Genomic DNA, 23009 nt, shown 5'->3' on the forward strand with positions numbered 1-23009 from the left:
GGCGTATGCCGGTTTTTATGCACGTTCATGTAAAAAGTGGCCGCTTTTACCGCCTGTTTTTTGCACAAGATAAGTATCTTGAATAACCATCGATTTATCGACAGCCTTGCACATATCATAAAAGGTTAAAGCTGCAATGGACACAGCTGTTAATGCCTCCATTTCAACACCTGTATTACCTTTGCATTTTACGAGTACTTCAATATGCAGTGCATAGCCTGTATCCGTTTTTTCGTAGTTAAATGTAAAATCCGTACCCTGTAGCATAATAGGGTGACACATCGGAATAAGTTCAGATGTTTTCTTTGCACCCATAATACCTGCGATTTGTGCAACTTGAGTGGGATCTCCCTTTTTGATATTGCCTTGTTGAATCGCTTCGTATAATTCAGTTGATAATAAAACTGTACTTCGTGCAATAGCTGTTCGTTTCGTTTCGTTTTTATCGGAAATATCGACCATTTTAGGACGACCTTCTTCATTCCAATGGGTAAATTCAGTCATGATAATCTCCTTTATTGTATACGGTATTGGGTAATTCGGGCCAATCGGTTATGGCATTAATATTGATCAGTGCTTGCTCATCATCTGAAACAGGCACATAGTAAACGGTCAGTTGATCGAGTAGCGATTTCATGCTTCTTTTATTTTGCTGCAATAATTTTTCTGTTTTGAGTAAAGCGCGACGATGATAAAGGGCAGCGAGCGGTTGTATTTTGTCCGATTGCTTTGGCACGATAGCATCATAAGTGTCGTCTACAAAGGAAAGCATCTTGCGGACAAAGGAGTCCGTTATAAAGGGCATATCGCTTGCAAGTAAGAAAAACCAATCTACATCTGGAGTTTTGGATAAAAGATTATTTAAAGCAAAAAGCGGTCCTTGATGTGACATTTCCTCGATATTCAAGCGAACGTCCTTTTCTTCAAATTGTGGAGATAACGATGCATTTGTTGAGATAATAAGAGGCTTTAGTGCATTCTTTTTTAGCGCTTGTAAGCTATATTGATATAAAAATTGTCCATTGAACATTTCAAACATTTTGGGTTTTCCATATCGTGAGGATTGACCACCTGCTAGTACGACACCTGCAATAGTCATCGTCTATGCAACTCGCCAATAAAATGCTGCACCGTAGGAATGATGAGCTGACTCATACCGAGCTTAACGGCATTTGTTGAGCCAGGTAATGCATAAATAGCCGTTTGCTGTAAGCAACCGGCAACGGCACGACTAAACATGGTTCGTGGACCAATTTCCTCATAGCTTAATGAGCGAAATAGTTCGCCAAATCCATGCATTTCTTTTTCAAAAAGAGGCGTTAGTGCTTCGTATGTGACATCTCGTGACGTAAAGCCGGTACCGCCTGTTACAATGATGGCATTGATGTGAGCATCCTCACACCAAGCACGCACTTGTTGTGAAATTGTAGCAGCGTCATCTTTTACGATGCGGTATTGAACAGTATGAAAACCCACGTCTTCTAGTAATGCTTTGATTTGTTGACCGCCCTTGTCCGTCTCTACTGTGCGCGTATCACTAACAGTTAAAATGGCGGCATGTATGGTGAGATCTTTATGAGTTGGATGCATTGTAAATCCTCCTGATCATAGAATCAATGATTAATTATAACGATATAAATCGAAAGGTCAAATAAAATTCAGTAATAGAAAGGCAGCGTTTTGAATGAGTGATCGATATTCTAGACAGCAACTGTTTCAGCCGATTGGGGAAAAAGGACAGGCGCTATTGCAACAAAAGCATGTACTAATCATAGGAGCAGGCGCATTAGGGAGTGCCAGTGCAGAGGCTATTGTACGAGCAGGTGTTGGTAAAGTGACAATTGTGGATCGTGATTACGTGGAATGGAGTAATTTACAACGCCAGCAACTGTACAGTGAAAAGGAAGCAGAGCAAGAAATACCGAAAGCCATTGCAGCAAAGGAAAGGCTCGCACGTATTAATTCGAACGTACAGATTAAAGGATTAGTCATGGATGCAATGGCCGATTCATTAGAAAGCATCGTGCATGATGTCGATGTTATTTTGGATGGCACTGATAACTTTGATATTCGTTTTGTCATTAATGATTTAGCACAAAAATATCATATTCCGTGGATTTATGGCTCATGCGTAGGTAGCTATGGTACGACTTATACGATTATTCCTGGAAAGTCGCCATGCTTGCACTGCTTATTGCAGGCGGTACCAAATATGACGATAACCTGCGATACAGCAGGCATCATTAGCCCAGCTGTGCAAATAGTAGCAGCTTATCAAGTAGCGGAGGCATTGAAAATTTTAGTGGAGGATTGGCAGGCAGTATGTGATACGTATCGCACGTTTGATGTATGGCATAATCAGCATTATGATATGCGTGTACAAAAGGCGAAAAAAAAGGATTGTCCGTCATGCGGTGAACAGGCAATTTACCCTTATTTAGCCTTTGAGAATCAAACGAAGGTGGATGTATTGTGTGGTCGAAATGCTGTACAAATTCGACCTCAGAGATCAGATGACTATAATTTAGATTACCTAGCTCAACAGCTTCAAAAGCATGGCACTATTCAGCAAAATCCATATCTATTATCATGTCAATTAAAAGATTATCGACTCGTTATTTTCCAAGATGGTCGAGTGCTTGTGCATGGTACAAATGATGTGCAGCAGGCAAAAAATTTATATTATCGTTTATTAGGATAAGGAGCGTATGAAAATGTTTGAAAAGAGAACCCCTATTTCAGTTGGTGAGGCTGTTCGTCGCGTGATGCAATTTGCTTTTACAGGAAGAAAGGAAATGGTGCCACTGCCTAAGGCATATGGTCGCTTTTTAGCAGAAGATTTAAAAGCGGATCAAGATGTGCCGGCTTTTGATCGCTCTCCCTATGACGGTTTTGCTATTCGTGCAGAGGATAGTACATCCGCTTCCGCGGAGAACCCTGTTTCTTTTAAAGTCGTTGGAGAAATTGGAGCAGGCTTTGTCTTTCCAGAGCATGTGCAAGAGGGACAGGCTGTTCGTATTATGACTGGTGCTCAAATTCCAGCAGGATGTAATGCAGTTGTCATGCTAGAATTGGCACGCTCTTATGTAAAAGAGGGCAAAACCTATGTGGAAATTAAACGAGCTTATCAAGCAGGCGACAATATTTCGTATCAAGGGGAGGATATGAAAAAGGGAGATGCACTTGTTCAAAAGGGAACGTTTATTAACCCTGGTGTCTCCGCATTATTAGCTACTTTTGGTTATCATGAAGTGCCGGTAACACGTAAACCAGTCATTGGTGTGATTGCGACAGGGAGTGAATTATTAGAAACAGATGAGCCGCTTCAACCTGGTAAAATTCGTAATAGCAATGCCTATATGATTATGGCGCAAATTGAACGTGTTGGAGCAGAGGCACGCTATTATGGTATATTTAGCGATAATCTAGACATTTGTATTGATGCAGTGAAATCCGCTTTATCTGAGGTGGATATGCTCATTACAACAGGTGGCGTTTCCGTAGGTGATTATGATTACTTGCCTGCAATTTATCAGGCGCTTGGTGCAGAGGTGTTATTTAATAAAGTAGCGATGCGTCCAGGTAGTGTCACAACGGTTGCACAGCGAGACGGCCAGCTTTTGTTCGGACTTTCAGGAAACCCTTCTGCCTGCTATGTAGGCTTTGAGCTATTTGTTCGTCCCATTGTGCGGAACGCCTTTTCAAATCAAGCACCACATTTGCATAGAGAGCAAGCCATTTTAGGAGAAGATTTCAAAAAGGCTAATCCGTTTACACGTTTTATTCGTGCTCGCATTTACTTTGAAAAGGGGCAGCTCTTTGCAGAACCTTCAGGCTTTAATAAATCGAATGCTGTCTCCTCATTAGCGGAGGCTCAAGCTTTCATTGTACTTCCTGGTGGTACGCGCGGTTATGAGAAGGGGATGAGCGTAGACGTTTTATTACTTGAAGGTGAACAAGGAAGTGAATGGCCATGGGACAACATTGTGCCGTCTTACAGATAGTCGGCTATCAAAATAGTGGAAAAACGACATTAATGGAGAAGTTAATTGCTAAGGCTTCAGAGGAAGGGGCACGTGTTGCAACCATTAAGCATCATGGTCATGGTGGAGCACCCGAAACTGTATATAGAAAAGACAGCCAGCGTCATGAAAGAGCAGGTGCAGTGATTGCTGGTGTCGAAGGAGCCGGTACATTATGTTTGAACATTCAGCAGGCCTCCTGGCAGCTTGAGGAGCTCGTTGAATTATATCAACTATTTCACCCCGATATGATTTTAGTAGAGGGCTACAAAAAGGCAGATTATCCAAAGGTCGTTTTAATTCGTGATAAGGAAGATGTCGCCTATTTACAGAAATTGACGAATATCATTTGTGTACTGTATTGGCAAGATGTAGACCTTTCCACTTTTACATGCCCTGCATTTCCAATAAGGAAAGAAGCTCTTTATATGGAACTTTTACTAAAAAAAGTGAGGAACTAAAATGGAAGAAAAATTATTTGTTATCACAGATCAGCCTATTCGTGTAGAGGAAGTTACGAAAAAAGTAGAGAGTCGTAATGCAGGGGCTATCACGGTCTTTATTGGAACGGTTCGAGAATTGACAAAGGGCAAAAAAACGTTGCATTTAGAGTATCAAGCGTACCCATCGATGGCGATTAAAATGTTTCAGCAAATTGAAAAGGAAATAAAAGAAAAATGGCCGGAAGCGCATCTTGCTATTACGCATCGTACAGGGAGATTGGAAATTTCAGATATTGCAGTTGTTATCGCTGTTTCTTCGCCACATCGTAAAATAGCCTATGAGGCAAATGAATACGTCATTGATCGCATTAAACAAATTGTGCCGATTTGGAAGAAGGAATTTTGGGAAGATGGCACAGCTTGGATTGGCGATCAGCTCGAAAATGTACCTTATCCATCAGGAAAACCTGTAGTGGAGGGAGGGGAAAAGCATGATTAACATCCTACTTTTTGCACAATTACAGGAGGAAATCGGTCAGTCGCAAGTGATGATGGATGCCTCAGAAGCAACGGTACAACAAGTAAAAGAGTGGTTAGAGGAGCAGTATACTCTAACATCCTTACAGCTAACGATGGCGGCCGTGAACGAGGAATTTGCAAACGATGAAACCATTGTAACCTCAGGTGATACAGTGGCATTTATTCCACCGATTAGTGGTGGGTAGTGGAAAGACAACAACAAGGCAGTAACAGGTACACTCAAATTTGTTAGTATGGGACTTTCATATAAAATTATATTTTCAAAAGGATATGTGCCGAAGATTAAAAGTGCTTACTAGTACTTATGTGAATCAAATTCATAATGCAAAGATTTGATAAAAATCTAGTAGCTATCTTCGTTGAAGTGGAATTAGCGGAGACTCCTGTGGGAAAACGAGCTAGACGAGATCCCGGAGCAAAAATTCTTTTTGAGTTAAGCAAAAAGAATTTTCTGCGACGAAGCTAGCGAAGCGATGCAGGAGCACAATGTTTTAGCTTCCGAGGAGGCTAAACGCTCGTCCGTGGAAAGCGAAATCTGGAGCGGTATACTAAGTAAATACTATATTTTAACTAGAAAAGTATTTATGAAATTGACTCATGTGTAAATTAAATAAACACCACCTATTGGTAAATTAAATAGGTGGTGTTTTGATATTTTCAATTAAACCACCTTTAATTATTTGAATTTTCCGATAACTATCTATATGATCATCCCTTTACAAATTAGTCGGAAAAAAATTTTCAGCTCTTGTAATGCAAAACTGCACCTCCAATTGAGATGCAGTTCAGATGACAGTAGTTTTATATTAATCCTGATTTCAAAGGTGTTATATATTGTTCCAATGAAAAGGACATGTTTCCTGTATTTTAGTGTGTAATACCTAAAAAAGCTCCTAACAAATAAGAGATAAGCCATAAAGCCCATACACCTATGCTAAATTTGTGGAATTGATGTTTGGCATTTTCAGTTCCTTTTCGATAGACATAAATTGCCCAAATAAGATGAATAGCCATTAAAACGATAGCCGAACCGCCTGCTATTTGATGTAGACCTAATTTTGATCCGCCAGTTGTTTCAGCAATAGTGCCCATTGTAGTTGTACCAATTGTATCGAATACAAGACCAATTACAAAACTTAAAATGTGACTTATTTTAATTGTTCCTGTACGTTTTTCGCTAAATACACCCCATGTGTAGAAAATAAGCGCAAGAGTAATGATTACAATTGATAAAAGTAATGTACTATCCATTTGTGTTTCCTTCTTTCTTTTAAAAGATATGGTACTAAAGGAGCGTGATACCATTTCAATAGTATGGGAGATAACATGACCCAATGCAACAATAATTTTTGAGTGCGGTGCAGGAATAGACACAATTTAATAGAGACATAGAGCTCTGATAGAGGTTCATCATAAAAGAATAAATAATAGATGTAAAAGTACCGATAGCAAGCCACCTTATATTTCCAAAATAATATGCGTTATTGAATTTTATTGACATTTATAGTTGGGAGTAATAGTATTTCTTTGTGCGCTTAAATTTTCTTTTTTTTACTTTTAATATAGTATTTTATTCCTTAGTTCATAGATGGGTATAAAGTATCTATTAGCTTGATCTTTTTATATTTGAAATACATACGTACTATAGAAACGACATGGTAGAAAAGAAAAAACATAAAATTTGTCGTAATTAATCTGACATGTGAATTGTAATACGTAATTGTAATTTTCTATTGGGTAAGAAGGGTAAAATTGAATAGAGAGACATTTCAGTGATAGTCAAACAGAATTTGAAGGGGCAACTTCAGTTTGAGCTTCATTGTGCTGTACATTTGAAGGAGATTATATTCGATGAAGTTATTAACTAAAATATTATTATCGATTCTTGGTACATGTATGATTGTATTTGTTACGATCATAGGATTTAATCTATATCAAGTCAATCAATCATCTGTAAAAAACGCCAAAAAAATAGCTTCCATGGAAAGTGAAAGACAAGCAAGTAATGTTGAAGATAAATTAAATTATGCAATGGATACTTCTAGAGGGATTGCAACTACATTAACCTCAATGGTAGAACATCATAAAGCGAACCGTCAATTAGCAAATTTCATTTTAGCAAATACACTTCAAAAAAATCCGAATTTCTTGGCTACTTGGACAATTTGGGAACCAAATGCTTTCGATGGAGCAGATAAAAAATATAAGAACACCAAGGGGCATGATAAAACAGGGAGATTTATTCCTTATTGGACTTGGGAAAATGATCAGATTAGTCTAATCCCATCAGATGATTATGATGTACCAGGGGAAAACGACTATTATGATCTTGCCAAAAGCACTGGTAAAGAAGTTATCCTCGATCCATACACTTATCAAGTAGGTGGAAAAAAAGTACTAATGACCACAGTTGTCGTACCTATTAAGATGAATGATAAGGTAGTTGGGGCTGTTGGGGTGGATATTAGTCTAGACGCTATACAAAAAGTTAACGACTCAATTCACCTATATAATAGTGGCTATGGTGCCATTATTTCGAATGATGGAACAATTGTATCTCACAAATCACATCAATTAGTTGGAAAAAGCAGTTTTAAGCTTGCCGGTGAAAATTCAAGTAAAGTCAAAAGCGCTGTTCAAACAGGGCAATACTTATCCTATACTGATGTAGTATCTAATGGGGATGATGTATATAAAGTGTATACACCGATCCATATCCGTTCTACAGATACTCCTTGGTCACTTATGATTACTATTCCGTTAAATGAAGTAAAACAAGATGCCACTACAATGATGAAGTACTCAATCATTATTGGTCTTATTGGTATCATTATTCTTGCAGCATTGATTACATTGATTGCGAGAGGATTAGTTAAGCCAATTGTAAAAGTAGTCGATAATGTTCAAGAAATTGCTGGTGGCAACTTAACTACGGAAGCATTAGCGATTCAATCAAAAGATGAAATCGGTCAATTAGCGAAGGCTATGAATGAGATGACTTCTAATACTCGAACATTAATCAAAGACGCTGCAGGTATCTCAAGACAAGTATCTTCTTATAGTGAAGAATTATTGACACATACCAATGAAATAAGTGATGGCATTGAACAAGTATCTGCGACAACGGAACAATTAGCTGCAGGTTCGACTGATCAAGCGCAACATGCTAATGAAACGTTAGAAAAAGTCCAACATGTAGACCAAGCAGGAAAAAACATAGGACAATATTTGGAAGAGATGACGAAGAGTTCGCATAGAACAGAGGGTTCCGTTGAAAAAGGTTTACAAAGTGCTAATCAATCGATACAAGGGATGCAAACAATCCAGGAAAAAGTAGCGTCCACTGCAAGTATTGTTCAACAATTAGGTGAAAAGTCAAAAGAAATTAGAAGAATTCTTGAAGTGATCAATGACATTGCGGCTCAAACAAACTTATTGGCTTTAAATGCAGCCATTGAAGCAGCACGTGCTGGAGAACATGGAAAAGGTTTTTCGGTCGTAGCTGATGAAGTGAGAAAACTGGCCGAACAATCTGCAGAATCTACAAATCAAATTTCAACTATTATTGTCGGTGTATTAAAAGAAACACAGGAAGTTGAACAAGCTATGAATGGTGTTGTTCAAGAAGTTCAAGTAGGTTCTACTTTAATTGATCAAAATAGAGTAGCTTTTGATGATATCCATCAAAATATCAATGAAATGGTTAACAAAATCAATCAAGTCAATGGTGCATCTAAAACAATTCATGATGCAACCACAGAAGTGCTAAAAGCCGTAGAAAGTATTGCTGCAATCAGCCAAGAATCATCTGCAGGGACAGAAGAATTATCAGCAACTATGGAAGAACAAAATGCTTCAATGCAAGAGATTCAGGGAATGGCCAACAACCTTACTCATATGGCAGAATCACTTGATCAATCGTTATCAAAATTTAAGTACTAGTTTCCTTTGAATAAGGCAGTCCTTTAAAAAACGGGATAAACTGTATTCAAATTTATAGAGTTTACAAAACCAGTAGAGAACAGAGGTTAAGATTAATAACCCTATAAAGTAGACAATTCATAGTCTACTTTATAGGGCTTTTTATTTTAATCAAATAAATTTCTAGTATTTTTTTTGAGGAAATACAAAGTAGACCAATAGAAATCATCTAATGATTTTTTTATAGTAAATTCTATAAATGATTATTTAGGTTTAATTTAAATGAGTATTCAGTAATATATATAAAAATGGTATAAAATAATATAATTAGATAATAACGGGTATTTCGAAAGGGGATAATTTAATACTGCATGTTCAAAGGTAATACCTTTTACTTTATTTCTTTAACAACAAAACAACAAAAACGTTGGAAAAGCAAATGTTACGTTTAAAGGTAAGGGACAGTATGCCGGAGTTACCAGATCATTTACATTTAAGATTAAACCATAATCACCAACAATTACAGCTGCATCGAACTCAAGAAGAAATACCATTACATTAAAATGGAAAAAAGTAACGGGTGCCAAAAAATATGAAATTTACTATTCATATAGAGGATTAAACGATTATTAATATGATACAACAAAGAGTATTTCTACGAAAATATCATATGTTAGCATACTTATAAAATCAAAGTAAGAGCAGTTTATAATAGTGACATATACATTGATGGTCAGGTAAAAGCAGTAAAGGTGACGAAATAGAGCTATTTGAAGCTGAGTAGTAAGATTTAAAAAAAGATTTATAAATTTAACTAATTCCCACACATCATCAATCAAAAAAACCACTAAGAAGTGGTTTTTTTGATTATTTATTTTTTATTTGTTACTTTTTTTAATTCAAGCTCTGTTTCATATGGATATTTTGGATTAGTAGTATGACCTGCTTTAATTAATCCATAACCTGGGGCATAATAACATTTAGTTTGAATTCCTGAATGTTTATCGGTGGTCTTTGTTATTACTACATTTTTAAATGTACCTGCTTTAATTTTTACCGTTGCATTTGTTGATACAATTTTGGTCGGAGTTCCATTCCAATTTAGAAATGTTTTTCCTTTTTCAACAGGATACGCTAAGTAGAAATAGTTCTTTTTTGGCTCACCTGTAAGTTCCCATTGTAATCCATTTTTTGTTTCTCTTTGTCTGAATGTGTAAGTATCAGTCCATTCAATTTTACCATTATCATTAATACCTTGGTTTTTTGCTTTCCAATAAGATATACCATCTTTCTTTTTCATAAACGTATATGTTATTTGGTTAATATCCCCATAGTAGATGTAAACCTTGTTTGGATTCCAAGCATAACTTTTTGTAGTTGCTTCAGTTGTTGGAGTCATTAGGAATGCGGATATTAAACAAATAAAGATAATAGCTATTATCTTTCTCAAGTTAATGCCCCTTTGCATCAAATTTTATTTTATTATATATCGTACTAATTTAATTTTTGTTTATTCTTCTTCAATAAACTGTCCTACGGGGCTTTCAGCTAAAGCTTATCCCGTAGGACATTGATTTCAGAAACTAAAAAACCTCAATCTCATCTGAACTAACAGAAACTTTATGCTTCAAGCTATTAACTGCAAAAGCTTTTGCATGATATTTACCTACTTGATCAAATGTTACTGAAAGTTGATGATCAGTTGAATAATTTTTCATATCAATTCGTTCATTGTCGCGGTAAATATACCATGCGATTTTATTTTCCTCTGAATCGGTTTTAGCCACAAATATGCATTGTGATCCAATAGGTTGCTGACCTTTAGTTGATTGGATTAATTCAAGTGAAGGATAGTTTAATAGCTTTCGAATACTTTCTTTTAAAATAGTTGGAAAGAATTTGCTGACATCACTATGTTTACTGTAGTTTCCTAAATCAATATCGTACTCGATTTTAACAGTATCTAATTTAGCTAATAAGGGTTTTACATGGTTTTCATAGTGGGGTTCGTCTTTCCCTAGGTGTATGAAAATATTCGGTTTGTTTTCTGTTTCCTCAATCATTTTCGGCATGATCTCATTCAGAAACGAATGATCTTCGTCCCCTGAAAATCCAGACATGAAAAGAGTCACATCTTGTGAGTTCGTTTGATCTAGTAAATAGTCACCTAAATAATATTGAGGAGAAGCAGCGATAATATGATCGAATCCATATTTAATGCCAAAATATAAAGCCGCATAGCCACCTTTGCTAGATCCACAAGAAATGACGTGATCAATGTTATTTTCTTTCATAATATAGTTGATCAAAGAAATGACGGATCTTTCAATGGAAAATTCCCTCTTTTCACAAAGATAATAACTTGCTCTACTACCAAAGTCGTCCAATATAAAAAGCTTGTTACAGTCAAACTCTTTTAGTGTTCGAACAAAATTATATGTCGGCTGTTTTCCTTTAGTAGGAAACGCCGAAAATATGATGATTAAGCTATTTGTCTTTGCATATGATTGTTGAAATAAATACTTGATTGACTTTTCACTTTCAAAAATTTTTTCGCCTTTAAACATAAGGGTCTCCTTTACAAGGTAAAATTGTCCAAATCTAAAGATTATTTTATTACAGTCGAAGGTAGAATTATTGAATTTAAAAAACACTTCACAATAGTTTTACAATGCTGAACCACATCACGTAATTTTGCTACATTGATAGTAAAATTAAAACGCCGAAATGCAGAAGAGATCTTAGCATTTGGGCGTTTTGTTTTTTTATATGAACTCAATTTCATAATGCAAAATTCATATGAAATATACGAACAATTGAGCTATCCAATTTTGTACATTGTGGAGCGAAAGACGGCGAGTCCTCGAAAATGCTTCGCATTTCCTTCGTGCGATGCTAATTCAGTGAGGCTCATTCAAAGTCCTACGGGAAAAGCTTGAGCTGAAAGCTCCGCAGGAAGAAATTCTTTTGTTAAAAAGAATTTCTTGCGACGAAGCTAGCGAAGCGATGCAAGATTACATCTTTTAAGGAACAAAGTCTAAGAACGCCACGTCCTGTGGCAACGGCTTCGTGACCAACATCGTGTTGGCCTGAGGAGATTGAAGCCAAGCCCGTGGAAAGCGCCGTCTGTAGCGGACATTTTATTATTTAAACCAACCATTCGGTTCAACATTTAAACGAATATTCACTTGTTTTGTTTCTTGGTATTCTTCAAGACCGTATTTGCCTAAACTGCGACCAATTCCACTTTGTTTGTAACCACCCCAAGGAGCTTCTACATATGTTGGATGGTAATCATTGACCCAAGTAATACCTGCGCGAACTTTTTTAATCACACGTAAGGCTTTGGCTCCGTCGCTCGAAAAAACGCCGCCAGCTAAACCGTAATCCGTATCATTCGCGAGTTGAATGGCCTCTTCTTCTGAATGGAATTTTTGGATAGTGACAACTGGACCGAAGATTTCTTCACGTACAATACGCATATCGTTTGTAACATCTATGAAAACAGTTGGGGCTATAAAGAAACCTTTGTCTAATCCATTTTCAGTGAGACGTTTACCACCAGCAGCAAGCGTAGCGCCTTCCTTAGTTCCACTTTCAATATAATTTAAAATACGATTCATCTGTTGTTCACTTACTATTGCACCCATTTCTGTGTCTTCTGCAAGTCCAGGGCCAACTTTAATATGGTTGGCACGCTCAATATAACGAGCAACAAATTCATCATAAATGCTATCTTCAACTAAAATACGACTACCTGAAGAACAAACTTGACCCCCGCCATAGAAAATTCCAAATAATGCATAATCAACGGCCGTTTCAAAGTCTGCATCAGCAAAGATAATATTTGGTGATTTGCCACCAAGTTCTAAGGAAATTTTCTTTAGGTTCCCACTTGCTGCCTGCATAATTTTACGCCCAACATTTGTACTACCAGTAAAGGACACGATATCAACATCCATACTCTCTGCAATGGTTTGGCCAACGGTATCGCCATGTCCTATGACCATGTTAGCAACACCTTTTGGCACGCCTGCATCATGTATAATTTCAAACAGTTTCATGGCTGTAACAGGTGTAACCTCAGAAGGTTTGAAGACAATGCTATTACCGGCAGCTAATGCTGGAGCAATTTTCCATACAGCCATTAAAAGAGGGAAATTCCAAGGTACGATTAATCCTGCAACCCCGATTGGTTCTTTTATGACCATTGCCTGCACATTATCGGGTACAGGGTAAGTCTCACCATCTGGATGTAAAATCAGGCCTGCATAATATCGGAAAGCTGTAGCGGCATCCGCAATGTCAAAACTTGCTTCATCTTTTCTTTTTCCGTTATCTAGTGTTTCTAGGATCGTTAATTCTTCAGCCATTTCATCGATTTTATTGGCGATTTCTACTAATACAGCTGCTCTCTCATGCGTAGTTTTGGAAGACCAAACACCCGATAGAAAACTTTCTTTTGCTGCTTGGATAGCGAGTTCTGTTTCTTCTTTTAATGAGAGGGGAGCATAAGCAATTACTTCTTGGTTCGCAGGATTAATCACTTCTTCGTATTTTTTTGAAATTGGTTCGCTCCATTGACCGTTAATATAGTTTTTTAATGTTAATACACTTGTTTGAATTGTCATTTGCATTCTCTCCCTTGTTATAGTTTTAAAGTAAGTTTTTCTGATTTGGCACGTGAACAGCAAGTTAAGATGGTTTTACGTGATTTTTTATTTTCCTCACTTAAGAAGACATCTCGGTGATCTACTTCACCATCGATAACATCTATTTCACAACTTCCACAACCACCAATACGGCAAGAATGAGGAGCATCAATACCTGCTTTTAAAAGTGTTTCAAGTAACGTTTCTTTGTCAGATACTTCGAGTATTTGTTCACTTTCAGTAAGTTCCACGATGAAAGGATTTTTAGGTAGATTATCGTTGTTGTTACCGAACAGTTCAAAATGAATAGCACTATCGGGATAGCCTATAGATTTAGCTGCATTGCGAAATTCGTCTACCATATTCGTAGGGCCACAAAAGTAAACGTGCGTTCCAACACGATGAGTGGCCATTGTGTCAGGTACCATTCGTTGAGGATTTTGAACACGGCTAAAATAAAATGTCGTTTGATTAGGATAGTGCTCTTGTAAATAATCATAAAAAGCACAAGATTGTTTTGTTTTAGCTGCATAATGCAATTCAAAAGTATCTTCTTTTGGTAAATCACGAATCATGGTCAGAAATGGTGTGATACCAATACCTGCCGCATAAAATGCATGGTGGCGACCACGAGAACTTAGTGGAAAATGGTTTCTTGGAAAACTGATAGATATAGTTTGACCAATCTCAGCTTGTTCGTGCCAGAACACTGACCCACCACGAGATTGAGAATCTCGCTGAATAGCAATTTCATAAAAATTACGATTGGTTGGCGGACTAGTTAAAGAATAGGAACGAACATAACTTGTTTCACCTTTATTAATGGTCGTTTCAATATGGGAACCTCCAGTAAAAGCAGGTAAAAGAGATTGATCAGTTGGAACTAGTCGAATACGTTTTACGTTATGTGTTTCGTTTACAATTTTCTCTATTTTAACTTCGATCTTCCCGGCAACTCTCATCTTACGCAACTCCTTACTTTTTCGATAATTGGTAGGAAAGGATAGCCAATGTACCCTTTCCGAAGGGCAGAGAAGAAGGGACCGACACTTAAGTGAGTTCCGCATGAGCACTGTGTTGTCGTATCATCTAGTTTGACTTCATGTAATTGATAACATTTCATACAGTAGACTTTCTTTTTCTTCTCACCTAGTATTTGAATTTGTAGCTCTTCTTCGGCCATTCCTTCTTCAATACATACGTCAAAGACCATACTTGCTTTGTCCCAAGGTGCAAGGACAAAAATGTGGGTGCCAATGGTTTGACTTTGTATTAATTGACGAATCATTTCTTTGTTCTCTGGGATGACCATTTCTATAACAGGAATTGTTTTTGGAAATAGTTCTTTTGAAATCTGTGTATCTTTTTCTCGAAGAATCAAAATTTTTTTGGTAGATTCTCTACATATGAAGGATTCATCAGTTAAAACGATAGAACGATCATAAAGGCTTGGGCGTTGTGGCATATTAAGTTTCCTCCTTTTTCATTTTTTCAGCTTCACAGCGTAAGTACTCAATTGATTGAGGTAAAAAAGGTGCAATGCCTTTGTACTCGGCCATTGCTTCAGGTATATCTTGTAGTACGTTATAAGTTAGATCAAACCATTCTTGACGTAGTTTTAAATCTTCCAGAGGTAAAAATTGAGTGTTTAAAACGAAAAGAATCGCATTACTACGTGGCATACGATAAAATTTTTGTTCTTCTACTCGTAAGCGAACGAGTTTACCGGCGTTTTCTGGCGTAATAAGATTTCGTTGAGGTTCCCATACATCCATTGTTTCGTAGTTAACATCCCAACGATCCGCCATTAAATTCCAATTGATTCGTGTCCAAGGCTCACCAGGATTAATAGATAACAAAAACCTGCGAATTCTTTCTACTAACTGATCACCTTTTCTTGATACAAAGGGAACAGGTGCATGAATTTCATCGAAGGACATACCCGCATTCCAATTTGCGGAAAAAAGAGCGGCATACGAAACTTGGCCGACTTCTAAATAGAAGTTGTTATCCCTATGAACCATTAAGATAAAATCATTATGGAAATGACGTCCAATATAATCTAGTGGTGCATATGGAAGTGTACTGCTGTCTCCAAATGTGAATGTATCCTTGTCCTTAAATATGTGGTTTTCGAAAGTCCAAACTTGGCCATTTTTTTCTAAGGAAAAATGTTGAGGATAGCGATCTATTGCCATTTCCACTAACATCTCTAAAATTTCCCATTGAAATTCATCTGTTCCTTCAAGTGCTTGAAAACGTACGTCTGGTTGTTCGTCAAGTAATCGTCGTTTAGCTTCCACTTGCAGTTTGTATTCGGGTGTAATTTCAATACAGTTTAAATTTTCGAGTTTACTTAAATCATTAGAATATCGGTAATTTCCCGAACGGAAAGGGAACGGGAAAGTATTCAAATCAGTACATTTAAAATCTAAATCTTGTGTAAACATTTAAGTTTCCTCCTTTTAATGATCTTTAGTTGGGTGAATCATTGGCAATACCGTTGAATGATCAACAGAGAATTTAAATACATATTTTGCAGAGATGTAATAAGTCACGAGAGCCACAAAGTAGGTTGGAAGACCGGCTGATAGATGTAAAAAGAGTTTGCTAGATTCCATAGTGAGCGGATTGTATAAAGACCAGTACACAATCGTACTCATACTAATTGCGATTACAGCAGATGGATTAACCCCCTTATAATAGTTATAGTCACCTTTTAAGTTATAGAGTTCGCGAAGCGAAATTTTTTGTTTTTTTACAAAGAAGTAATCAGAAATAATAATGCCCCCTAGGCTAGCCATTACAAAGGAAATAAACGACATAAATGAACCGAATGCATTATAGAAAGTGGGACTAATGAGTAAGAGAATTGCAGGAATTGTTGTACCCATTGAGAATTTCCAGGAGTTTGAAGGAAACATTGTTTTAAAGCTAATTGCTTGGGAGTACATAAGGAAAATAACCGCTCCTACATTTGCTACGGTTAAAAGAAGTAAGCCAGCAACTCCTAGATATGAGCCCCCTATTGGGAACATCCAGGTAGATGGATCAATAGAACCAATCACTAATGTTGCTAGAGCGCCAACCAAAGCTGCAAGGCAGACAATAATGCCATAGCTATAAAAACTAGCTTTATATGCACCAGCTCCTGTTTTTGCTAGGCGTGCATATTGCCCAAGGTAAGGTAACCAAGAAAATCCCATACCAATATTAATTTCTAGTGCTGTCATAAAAGATTGTGATTTTATGTCAAATGGTTCTGATGGTATAAGTGAACTAATGGCTGGGATATGAGAACTGAATATTAAAATTCCGAGTAATCCTGCTAAAAATACTAAAAATGAAGGAACTGCTAAGAGGTTAAATTTTTTGATAGCGATTGGTCCTTTAGCTGCTATGATAAAGGCAATAAAAAATAAAAAAATAGCAAAAAAGGGTGTTCCAGTTGTTGAATCTATGAAGAATTTAGGTAAACCTAGCCAAGTAGCAAGTTCCACAAGCGTTTGGCCCGACATAAATAATGCAACGGAAATATAACCAAGAGTTAAACAGAGAAATAATAAGAAGAAGAGAGTTGCCCCTAAATAGCCAAGTGAACTTCGAAAGCCAATAAATGTATCGATTCCATAGCGTGCAAAAAGTAAAACAATCGGTGCAATTAAAAACATCGGAAAGGCATTTCCAAATAGAATGACAGCTATTGAATCTTTTGCATTCAACATACTTCCTGTATATGCACCCGTCAAAAGCCCGAAAGCAGAGAATCCAATTACCACCTGTACCAAGATTAAATCCCATAAACCGAAAATTTTACCTCTTTTATCAGTTGGTAAATAGCCAAGAGCAACATCATCCGCAATATTCGAGTTCTCTTTAGACAAAGACTGACCTCCTTTGTGCTTTTTCAATGTTATTTGTATTTGTATTTAGATAATTTATCCTTAAATTACTGTTATAATGAAGAAAAGTGCTACAAGAGACATACAGGTTAACACATCAACCGTATCAATAAGGCGAAAATGACCACTATATTGCGATTCTTCTTGTTCAAATTCATGGATTTTTTGTTCTAGTTCGGCTGTTAGTCGATCTTGTAGAGAAAGGGCTAAGGGATTTACAGATGCTTTGTTTGTGTATTCTGTCATATTCAATCACCTCCTTATGTTAAGATTTTTTACGGTTACTTTATATAAAAGCAAGAATCATGCCAACTTAAAATTCTGATTTTTACAATAATTCGAAACTTTTTACTATTCGATTTTGAAAGCGTTATTCAAATCTGAAATTGAGCGGAGTGAATGGAATAATGGACTGGAAGCAATTTTTATTACAACAATTCGATGGTGTGGTGATTGCAGATGGTACTGGTGTAATTGAAGAGTTTTTGGTAGGGCAAAGTAGCTTTTTATATGAGGGAACAATATTACATACCATTCAAGAATTAGAACGGAGAGTTTTTGAGAAAGCAATTTTTTCATTGATAGCAGAAAAAGAAAGGCAATCATTTCTTCAAAAAACGAGAACAGGGCTACAAATCATAACGAAAGTATTTAAATATGAAACTAAGTGGATATATGCTTACAGTAAAGTGGAGATAAATAGTAAAAATACAGTATATAAAGCTATTCCAGCTGAATTTCCGTTTATCGTAAATTGCCCAGAAATGTATGAAGTATATGAGAAATTACGTAAAACTGCTAAAACGGGTGTAACTGTTTTGCTTTTAGGAGAGTCAGGAGTCGGAAAAGAAATGGCAGCCCGTACGATTCATGTATCAGGTATGCGAAAAAAAGGACCATTTGTTGCGATTAACTGTGGAGCAATTCCAGAAAATTTAATTGAAAATGAATTATTTGGACATGTTGATGGGGCTTATACAGGTGCATCCAAAGGAGGGAGCATCGGTAAATTTCGTCAGGCAGATCATGGGATTCTGTTTTTAGATGAAATTGGAGAACTACCACTTCAAATGCAAGTAAAGTTACTTCGCGTACTTCAAGAGCGTACAGTGACGCCAATTGGTAGCCAAAAATCTTATCCAATTGATGTTCAAATTGTTTCAGCAACCAATCAGAATCTCGCTAAACTTGTACAAGAAGGGAAGTTTCGAGAAGATTTATATTATCGTTTAAATATTGTTCCCATTCATATTCCAGCCCTACGAAATCGTGTGCAAGAAATACCGGATTTCATCAATTATTTTGTCGCTAAATTTACTCAAAAATATGATTTAAATGTAGTCTTAACAGATGACGCAGTGGATTATCTTTGTACTCAGGAGTGGCCAGGGAATGTACGTGAATTAGAAAATAGTATAGAACGACTAGTTGTTTTAACTGAAACAGAGATTATATCAAGCAGAGAAATTTTAGGAATCCTAAATTTAGAAAAGAAACCGACTAAAATCAATCATTTTTTCTCACAAGTTTTACCTTTAAAAGACGCATTTGATTTAGTAGAGAAAGAGTTAATCGAAATGGCAATGGCTCGTTATAAATCGCCAAAGTTAGCAGCCGATATGCTAGGTATTAGCCAACCAACGATGAGTCGTAAATTACAAAAAATAAGGCAGCAAGAACAATTACCAGTTAAAACGAAACGAGCGGTATTAGAAGAGGAGCTTGATAAAAGGCTACGATCTATCGCAATCGTAACAGCTGTCACAATCCCATTAAAGCTTGTTCAACAAGCAATAGAGGATGAGAAATGCGATGCTACCGATTTATTGACAAAGAAGCTTTCAGATATAAAACGACTGGAAGGTATTATTCATTGGGTATATGTATTCAAGCGAAGTCAAGAGGGGAACTTGATACATGTGTCAGCATGTGACGATTTTGTCATGGCAAACGGTGAAGAATACCAAGCTCCAAAGGAAGTTATAAAAGCTGCCGATGATGCATTCAAAGGGAATGTTTCGATTACATCAGTTTATGAAGATCGCTATGGATCATGGAAAACATGTTTTGCACCTCTCATGACCGATGAAGGTGAAGTACATGCGATTATAGGCTATGATTATAGCCAATCCTATATTACGATGGAGTTAAAACGTTTAGGACACCAGTTAAATGTAGTGATATAAAAGGACAAAGAAGTTTTTTAAAGAGGACTTCTTTGTCCTTTTTTTGTTTTATCATGTGGTTGTCGTATGTAAAAACCGAAAATGGAATTATGAAATCGATTCCATAAATAAATATTTTAAAAAGAAAAAATATTTGTAGAATTTCAGTTTGAATTATTGGATAATAATAAAACCAAGCATGAAAATAGTAAAAATATGCTGAATGGGGTAGGAGGTGAAGCGTTAGGGGAGACCAGTAATTTAAAAGTAAAACTAACGTATTTATCAATTAGTCATATGAATCGTTTATAGTCCATTAATACTTCAAATACAAAGTCTCTTATGGAAAATATAAGGAATGTTATATAGGGATTGAAAACATTTTAGAATAACTGCATAAATGGAGTGGTTAATGATGATGATGAGACCGTGGAAACCTAATGAGAATGTAAGAGTAATGTTTGATGAATCAAAGCAGCATCGATTAAAACTTATTTGCACTTGGGATGAGAGTTTGCCAGTGTGTTTGTTTATTCTGCTGAATCCAAATACAGTAGAATTGGAGAATTGTGATCAAACCACTGATAAATGTATTAAAATTGCTTCTTATAATGGGTATGGTTCGATTGTTATCGTAAACCTATTTTCTCTACGAACGCCAACCTCAAAGAAACTGTTGGCTGTGGATGTTCGTTCAATTCCGCAAAATATAGAAATTGTTAAGCAATCTATTGATGAAACAGATATGATTATTGCCGCATGGGGGGAGGAAGGAACATGGTTCAATGCGAACTATCCCATTCTAAAATATATGGAGGATACCGGTAAAAAATTGTATCACCTTCATACAGACTCATTCGGTTGGCCAATGCATCCGATATCTATAAAAGCAGTAATTAACTTTAAAGAATATCGTTATTCAGAGAATACGAATATTCAAACTTAAACTAAAAACCTTCTAATAGAAAAATCTATTAGAAGGTTTTAGTTTGTTAGAAGAGTCATAATTGAGGCAATACACGAACCGACATAATTTAAGTCCTAAATGAGTCTATTAAGGAAATGAAAAGAGGCTACGAATCATTTCGTAGCCTCTTTCAATTTCAATTCTATTTACTTACTTTAATGGCAGTACCGTTACTTTTGTTACCAGCTTGATCTTGAGCAACTACTTTTAATGTAGTGCCTTTCTTTTGAGCTTTGATTTTCACTTTATAGTCGCCTTTTGAATTCGCAACTGTTTTTCCTAGTAACTTATTGCCGTTATAGATGAATACTGTTGCATTTGCTTCTGTTTTGCCAGTGATAGATGTAGTTTTTTGCGTTACTCTTTTAACTGTCGGTGTTTTAGGTGGTGCGAAATCTGGCATTTTCACCAAAGAAGGTAGACCAGAGATATAGCCAATGCCACCTGTTTTGTTTATACCGATTTGTGTATCAATTGCTTTTTCGAGTTCATCTTTATTCACCGCTGTAATTGATTTTGTATCAAGTTCATCACCAGGGTGTTGGAAATTACTTAGGATATAGGCGAAATCATTGCGATTATCTGCTGCGAATAAACCAGTTGATTCGGCTCCTGCTGGTGTAGATAAAACTCGATCCAGTTTCTTCGTATCTACATTATAAGCCCATACATAGTTATTCGTATGCATACCACTGTCTTCACCAATAAATAGTGTTCTCATTGCTTCAGAATAGCTTAAGTTATCTGGATTTGCTACTTTGTCCACAGTTGCTGTATTACCATATGAATCAGCTGCAGGAAGGTCTTCACCAACTACAAGCCCTGACATAGATGCAGCTACATATGAACTATTAATTGCTGTACCTTTGCTATCTTTTTGACCTTTATTTAAGTCTAATTGATAGGTGACGCCAGATTTAATTTTTGGTAATTGAATATGGTCTGCTGGATCTTTTCCTGTTGCATCCTTTTCCATACTTCCTTCTTGATAGGAAATAGCGATGTATACTTTGCTATCTTTCGCGTTTAGCGTTACACCTTCCATTTTATTAAACTCAGTCGTTGCACCAAGGATTGCAGCGTAACGGCGTGATTCAAGGAAAGCTGCTGCTTTTTCTTTACCTGGTTTCACTTTTAAATATTCTACTTTTTTACTTGCATATGTTTTGATAGCTGTGAAACCTGGTGCAGGAGTATCAGATGTTTCAAAAATATCACTGAATTTAATACCGCTATCGATAATATCTTTCACTTCTTTATCGGTAGCATGGCCAAGATTAATCCATTGTAAATCTCCAGAACCACCGTTTTCAATTCCCGTTTGTTTAAATTTAGCTGCGTATAATGTACCAGCTGATAAATCTTTTTCGTTATCTGCTACATACATAAACATCCCTGTATTACCACCATCGTCACCGAAGAATACAGTTTTGTTATCAGGCATTACTTTCATGAGTTCGTGAGAGAAACGGCCTGTGCTGTAATGTTTCACAACAGATGTATCACCGTTTTTATTCACTGTAATTTCAGGTGAGTAACCATAGAAATAAGGATTTGCTTTCTTTGCATCTCCAAAATAAAATTTAGCAAAACTTTCTGTCCAAGTTCTTGCGCTTGATTTTGGATCACTTTCAAATGTACGTGCATCTGGTTCGTATTCCTCCGAACCTAAATGTGTATTCCATGGTGATAAAGATCCGTTACAAGGAATCCAAAGACCGTTCACAGAAGAAAAGTCAATCTTACTTACTTTTTTCGGTGTAAGTTCACCCGTTTTCTTATTTTGATCCAACTCCGTTAAAGACATAGAAGCAGGAACCAAACCATAAGTTGATTGCCCATCAGCACCAACTGTTTGATATTCATAATGTGTAACCATGAAAAGTTTTCCGTTGATAGGATTTAAAATGCTATTTGAATCCGGTGAATCTGAAATAAAGTATTTTCCGTTTGTGCTGCTAGGATCTTTGATTGGATTTCCATTCACATCAATTGGCGTACCTGCTGGTATCTTTTCTCCTTTTGCGGTTGCTACTTTATCTTCAGATTTAAATAATTGTTTATAAGAAAGAGGGAAAGTTTTAACTTTTCCGTTATTATATTTAACATTAACTGAAGCAGTTGTGTATGTTTTTACCATTTGATCAATAGTTGACGGGGCTTTCATCCCATTGAACTGAACAGATTCAATCTTCAATTGTTCCTTAGCAGCTGCTTGAGTAGGTGTAATAGCTGGAATAGCAATGGCTAGTGCTAGTGCCGCTGCAGCTCCTTTTTTAACAAATCTCTTATTCATCATTCAATATTCCTCCTAAAAGATTAATAGCCTTCTATCAATAATTACACATAATAACTATTAATGGAATATTAAGGTGGTGTTAAAGATTGTTAAAGATG

Annotated in this window: 21 protein-coding genes; 8 read left to right on the forward strand and 13 right to left on the reverse strand. The window is 36.5% G+C overall.

The genetic code is table 11. The features are described from left to right. Nucleotides 1–15 precede the first annotated feature (15 nt). Genes moaC through Q8X41_RS15635 form a run of 3 tightly spaced genes read right to left on the reverse strand, consistent with a single transcriptional unit; the run spans nt 16 to nt 1590 of the window. Nucleotides 16–504 carry a cyclic pyranopterin monophosphate synthase MoaC gene (gene moaC, locus Q8X41_RS15625; RefSeq protein ID WP_397537165.1) on the reverse strand — a complete coding sequence of 163 codons (489 nt, stop codon included), beginning with the start codon at nt 502–504 and terminating at the stop codon, nt 16–18. Then, nucleotides 497–1099 (reverse strand): molybdenum cofactor guanylyltransferase, encoded by a 603-nt coding sequence (locus Q8X41_RS15630; protein WP_397537166.1) that lies wholly within the window; start codon nt 1097–1099, stop codon nt 497–499. Before Q8X41_RS15630 ends, moaC begins: the two co-directional genes overlap by 8 nt. Further along, a complete protein-coding gene (locus tag Q8X41_RS15635; RefSeq protein ID WP_397537167.1) occupies nt 1096–1590 on the reverse strand; it encodes a molybdenum cofactor biosynthesis protein B in 495 nt (164 codons plus the stop codon). Before Q8X41_RS15635 ends, Q8X41_RS15630 begins: the two co-directional genes overlap by 4 nt. 94 nt (nt 1591–1684) lie before the next feature. Between Q8X41_RS15635 and Q8X41_RS15640 the strand changes: the two genes are divergently transcribed. From Q8X41_RS15640 to moaD, 5 genes are read left to right on the forward strand one after another with little or no spacing between them, the layout of a single operon-like run. Continuing rightward, nucleotides 1685–2701, forward strand: coding sequence for a thiazole biosynthesis adenylyltransferase ThiF (locus Q8X41_RS15640; protein WP_397537168.1), 1017 nt, complete (start codon nt 1685–1687; stop codon nt 2699–2701). Between the two features lie 13 nt (nt 2702–2714). Then, nucleotides 2715–4004: a gephyrin-like molybdotransferase Glp gene (gene glp / locus Q8X41_RS15645; RefSeq protein WP_397537169.1), complete on the forward strand. Its 1290-nt coding sequence runs from the start codon at nt 2715–2717 to the stop codon at nt 4002–4004. Next, the gene (gene mobB / locus Q8X41_RS15650; protein ID WP_397537170.1) at nt 3968–4483 is read left to right on the forward strand and encodes a molybdopterin-guanine dinucleotide biosynthesis protein B; all 516 of its coding nucleotides are present in this window, start codon (nt 3968–3970) and stop codon (nt 4481–4483) included. Before glp ends, mobB begins: the two co-directional genes overlap by 37 nt. Nucleotide 4484: 1 nt before the next feature. Further along, on the forward strand, nt 4485–4964 hold the full coding sequence (locus Q8X41_RS15655) for a molybdenum cofactor biosynthesis protein MoaE (protein ID WP_397537171.1): 480 nt from the start codon (nt 4485–4487) through the stop codon (nt 4962–4964). After that, the gene (moaD, locus tag Q8X41_RS15660; protein ID WP_397537172.1) at nt 4957–5190 is read left to right on the forward strand and encodes a molybdopterin converting factor subunit 1; all 234 of its coding nucleotides are present in this window, start codon (nt 4957–4959) and stop codon (nt 5188–5190) included. The genes Q8X41_RS15655 and moaD overlap by 8 nt, the downstream gene beginning before the upstream one ends. Before the next feature lie 682 nt (nt 5191–5872). On the opposite strand, the gene Q8X41_RS15665 is transcribed toward moaD, so the two are convergent. After that, nucleotides 5873–6256 (reverse strand): HsmA family protein, encoded by a 384-nt coding sequence (locus tag Q8X41_RS15665; protein WP_397537173.1) that lies wholly within the window; start codon nt 6254–6256, stop codon nt 5873–5875. 600 nt (nt 6257–6856) lie between these two features. On the opposite strand from Q8X41_RS15665, the gene Q8X41_RS15670 reads away from it, so the two are divergent. Then, entirely contained in the window at nt 6857–8947 is a 2091-nt protein-coding gene (locus tag Q8X41_RS15670; RefSeq protein WP_397537174.1) for a methyl-accepting chemotaxis protein, read from the forward strand. 850 nt (nt 8948–9797) lie between these two features. Here the strand turns inward: Q8X41_RS15670 and Q8X41_RS15675 are convergent. From Q8X41_RS15675 to Q8X41_RS15710, 8 genes are all read right to left on the reverse strand, one after another. Then, nucleotides 9798–10376 (reverse strand): hypothetical protein, encoded by a 579-nt coding sequence (locus Q8X41_RS15675; RefSeq protein ID WP_397537175.1) that lies wholly within the window; start codon nt 10374–10376, stop codon nt 9798–9800. A 133-nt stretch (nt 10377–10509) separates the two neighbouring features. Then, a complete protein-coding gene (locus tag Q8X41_RS15680) occupies nt 10510–11493 on the reverse strand; it encodes a Two component regulator three Y domain-containing protein (protein ID WP_397537176.1) in 984 nt (327 codons plus the stop codon). A gap of 576 nt (nt 11494–12069) precedes the next feature. Next, on the reverse strand, nt 12070–13557 hold the full coding sequence (locus Q8X41_RS15685; protein WP_397537177.1) for an aldehyde dehydrogenase family protein: 1488 nt from the start codon (nt 13555–13557) through the stop codon (nt 12070–12072). A 17-nt stretch (nt 13558–13574) separates the two neighbouring features. Continuing rightward, nucleotides 13575–14540, reverse strand: a complete 966-nt coding sequence (locus tag Q8X41_RS15690) for a PDR/VanB family oxidoreductase (protein ID WP_397537178.1) — start codon at nt 14538–14540, stop codon at nt 13575–13577. Then, nucleotides 14537–15043, reverse strand: a complete 507-nt coding sequence (locus tag Q8X41_RS15695; protein ID WP_397537179.1) for a hypothetical protein — start codon at nt 15041–15043, stop codon at nt 14537–14539. The genes Q8X41_RS15690 and Q8X41_RS15695 overlap by 4 nt, the downstream gene beginning before the upstream one ends. 1 nt (nt 15044) lies before the next feature. Continuing rightward, nucleotides 15045–16028, reverse strand: coding sequence for a heme-dependent oxidative N-demethylase family protein (locus tag Q8X41_RS15700; RefSeq protein WP_397537180.1), 984 nt, complete (start codon nt 16026–16028; stop codon nt 15045–15047). A 15-nt stretch (nt 16029–16043) separates the two neighbouring features. Next, a complete protein-coding gene (locus tag Q8X41_RS15705) occupies nt 16044–17462 on the reverse strand; it encodes a purine-cytosine permease family protein (RefSeq protein WP_397537181.1) in 1419 nt (472 codons plus the stop codon). 60 nt (nt 17463–17522) lie between these two features. Then, nucleotides 17523–17726: a hypothetical protein gene (locus Q8X41_RS15710; RefSeq protein WP_397537182.1), complete on the reverse strand. Its 204-nt coding sequence runs from the start codon at nt 17724–17726 to the stop codon at nt 17523–17525. 161 nt (nt 17727–17887) lie between these two features. On the opposite strand from Q8X41_RS15710, the gene Q8X41_RS15715 reads away from it, so the two are divergent. Both Q8X41_RS15715 and Q8X41_RS15720 read left to right on the forward strand, forming a co-directional pair. Continuing rightward, complete coding sequence (locus Q8X41_RS15715) at nt 17888–19666, forward strand: sigma-54 interaction domain-containing protein (protein ID WP_397537183.1); 1779 nt, start codon at nt 17888–17890, stop codon at nt 19664–19666. 394 nt (nt 19667–20060) lie between these two features. Next, on the forward strand, nt 20061–20591 hold the full coding sequence (locus tag Q8X41_RS15720; protein WP_397537184.1) for a DUF1643 domain-containing protein: 531 nt from the start codon (nt 20061–20063) through the stop codon (nt 20589–20591). 163 nt (nt 20592–20754) lie between these two features. On the opposite strand, the gene Q8X41_RS15725 is transcribed toward Q8X41_RS15720, so the two are convergent. Further along, the gene (locus Q8X41_RS15725; protein WP_397537185.1) at nt 20755–22911 is read right to left on the reverse strand and encodes an alkaline phosphatase PhoX; all 2157 of its coding nucleotides are present in this window, start codon (nt 22909–22911) and stop codon (nt 20755–20757) included. Between the last annotated feature and the right edge of the window lie 98 nt (nt 22912–23009).

It is taken from the genome of Rummeliibacillus pycnus (genome assembly GCF_044359855.1).
In the GTDB taxonomy this organism is placed as follows: Bacteria; Bacillota; Bacilli; order Bacillales_A; family Planococcaceae; genus Rummeliibacillus; species Rummeliibacillus pycnus_A.

Coding starts and splice junctions, on each gene's coding strand:
- moaC (WP_397537165.1), bottom strand. CDS start 504: ATGACTGAATTTACCCATTGGAATGAAGAAGGTCGTCCTAAAATGGTC.
- Q8X41_RS15630 (WP_397537166.1), bottom strand. CDS start 1,099: ATGACTATTGCAGGTGTCGTACTAGCAGGTGGTCAATCCTCACGATAT.
- Q8X41_RS15635 (WP_397537167.1), bottom strand. CDS start 1,590: ATGCATCCAACTCATAAAGATCTCACCATACATGCCGCCATTTTAACT.
- Q8X41_RS15640 (WP_397537168.1), top strand. CDS start 1,685: ATGAGTGATCGATATTCTAGACAGCAACTGTTTCAGCCGATTGGGGAA.
- glp (WP_397537169.1), top strand. CDS start 2,715: ATGTTTGAAAAGAGAACCCCTATTTCAGTTGGTGAGGCTGTTCGTCGC.
- mobB (WP_397537170.1), top strand. CDS start 3,968: ATGGCCATGGGACAACATTGTGCCGTCTTACAGATAGTCGGCTATCAA.
- Q8X41_RS15655 (WP_397537171.1), top strand. CDS start 4,485: ATGGAAGAAAAATTATTTGTTATCACAGATCAGCCTATTCGTGTAGAG.
- moaD (WP_397537172.1), top strand. CDS start 4,957: ATGATTAACATCCTACTTTTTGCACAATTACAGGAGGAAATCGGTCAG.
- Q8X41_RS15665 (WP_397537173.1), bottom strand. CDS start 6,256: ATGGATAGTACATTACTTTTATCAATTGTAATCATTACTCTTGCGCTT.
- Q8X41_RS15670 (WP_397537174.1), top strand. CDS start 6,857: ATGAAGTTATTAACTAAAATATTATTATCGATTCTTGGTACATGTATG.
- Q8X41_RS15680 (WP_397537176.1), bottom strand. CDS start 11,493: ATGTTTAAAGGCGAAAAAATTTTTGAAAGTGAAAAGTCAATCAAGTAT.
- Q8X41_RS15685 (WP_397537177.1), bottom strand. CDS start 13,557: ATGACAATTCAAACAAGTGTATTAACATTAAAAAACTATATTAACGGT.
- Q8X41_RS15690 (WP_397537178.1), bottom strand. CDS start 14,540: ATGAGAGTTGCCGGGAAGATCGAAGTTAAAATAGAGAAAATTGTAAAC.
- Q8X41_RS15695 (WP_397537179.1), bottom strand. CDS start 15,043: ATGCCACAACGCCCAAGCCTTTATGATCGTTCTATCGTTTTAACTGAT.
- Q8X41_RS15700 (WP_397537180.1), bottom strand. CDS start 16,028: ATGTTTACACAAGATTTAGATTTTAAATGTACTGATTTGAATACTTTC.
- Q8X41_RS15710 (WP_397537182.1), bottom strand. CDS start 17,726: ATGACAGAATACACAAACAAAGCATCTGTAAATCCCTTAGCCCTTTCT.
- Q8X41_RS15715 (WP_397537183.1), top strand. CDS start 17,888: ATGGACTGGAAGCAATTTTTATTACAACAATTCGATGGTGTGGTGATT.
- Q8X41_RS15720 (WP_397537184.1), top strand. CDS start 20,061: ATGATGATGAGACCGTGGAAACCTAATGAGAATGTAAGAGTAATGTTT.
- Q8X41_RS15725 (WP_397537185.1), bottom strand. CDS start 22,911: ATGATGAATAAGAGATTTGTTAAAAAAGGAGCTGCAGCGGCACTAGCA.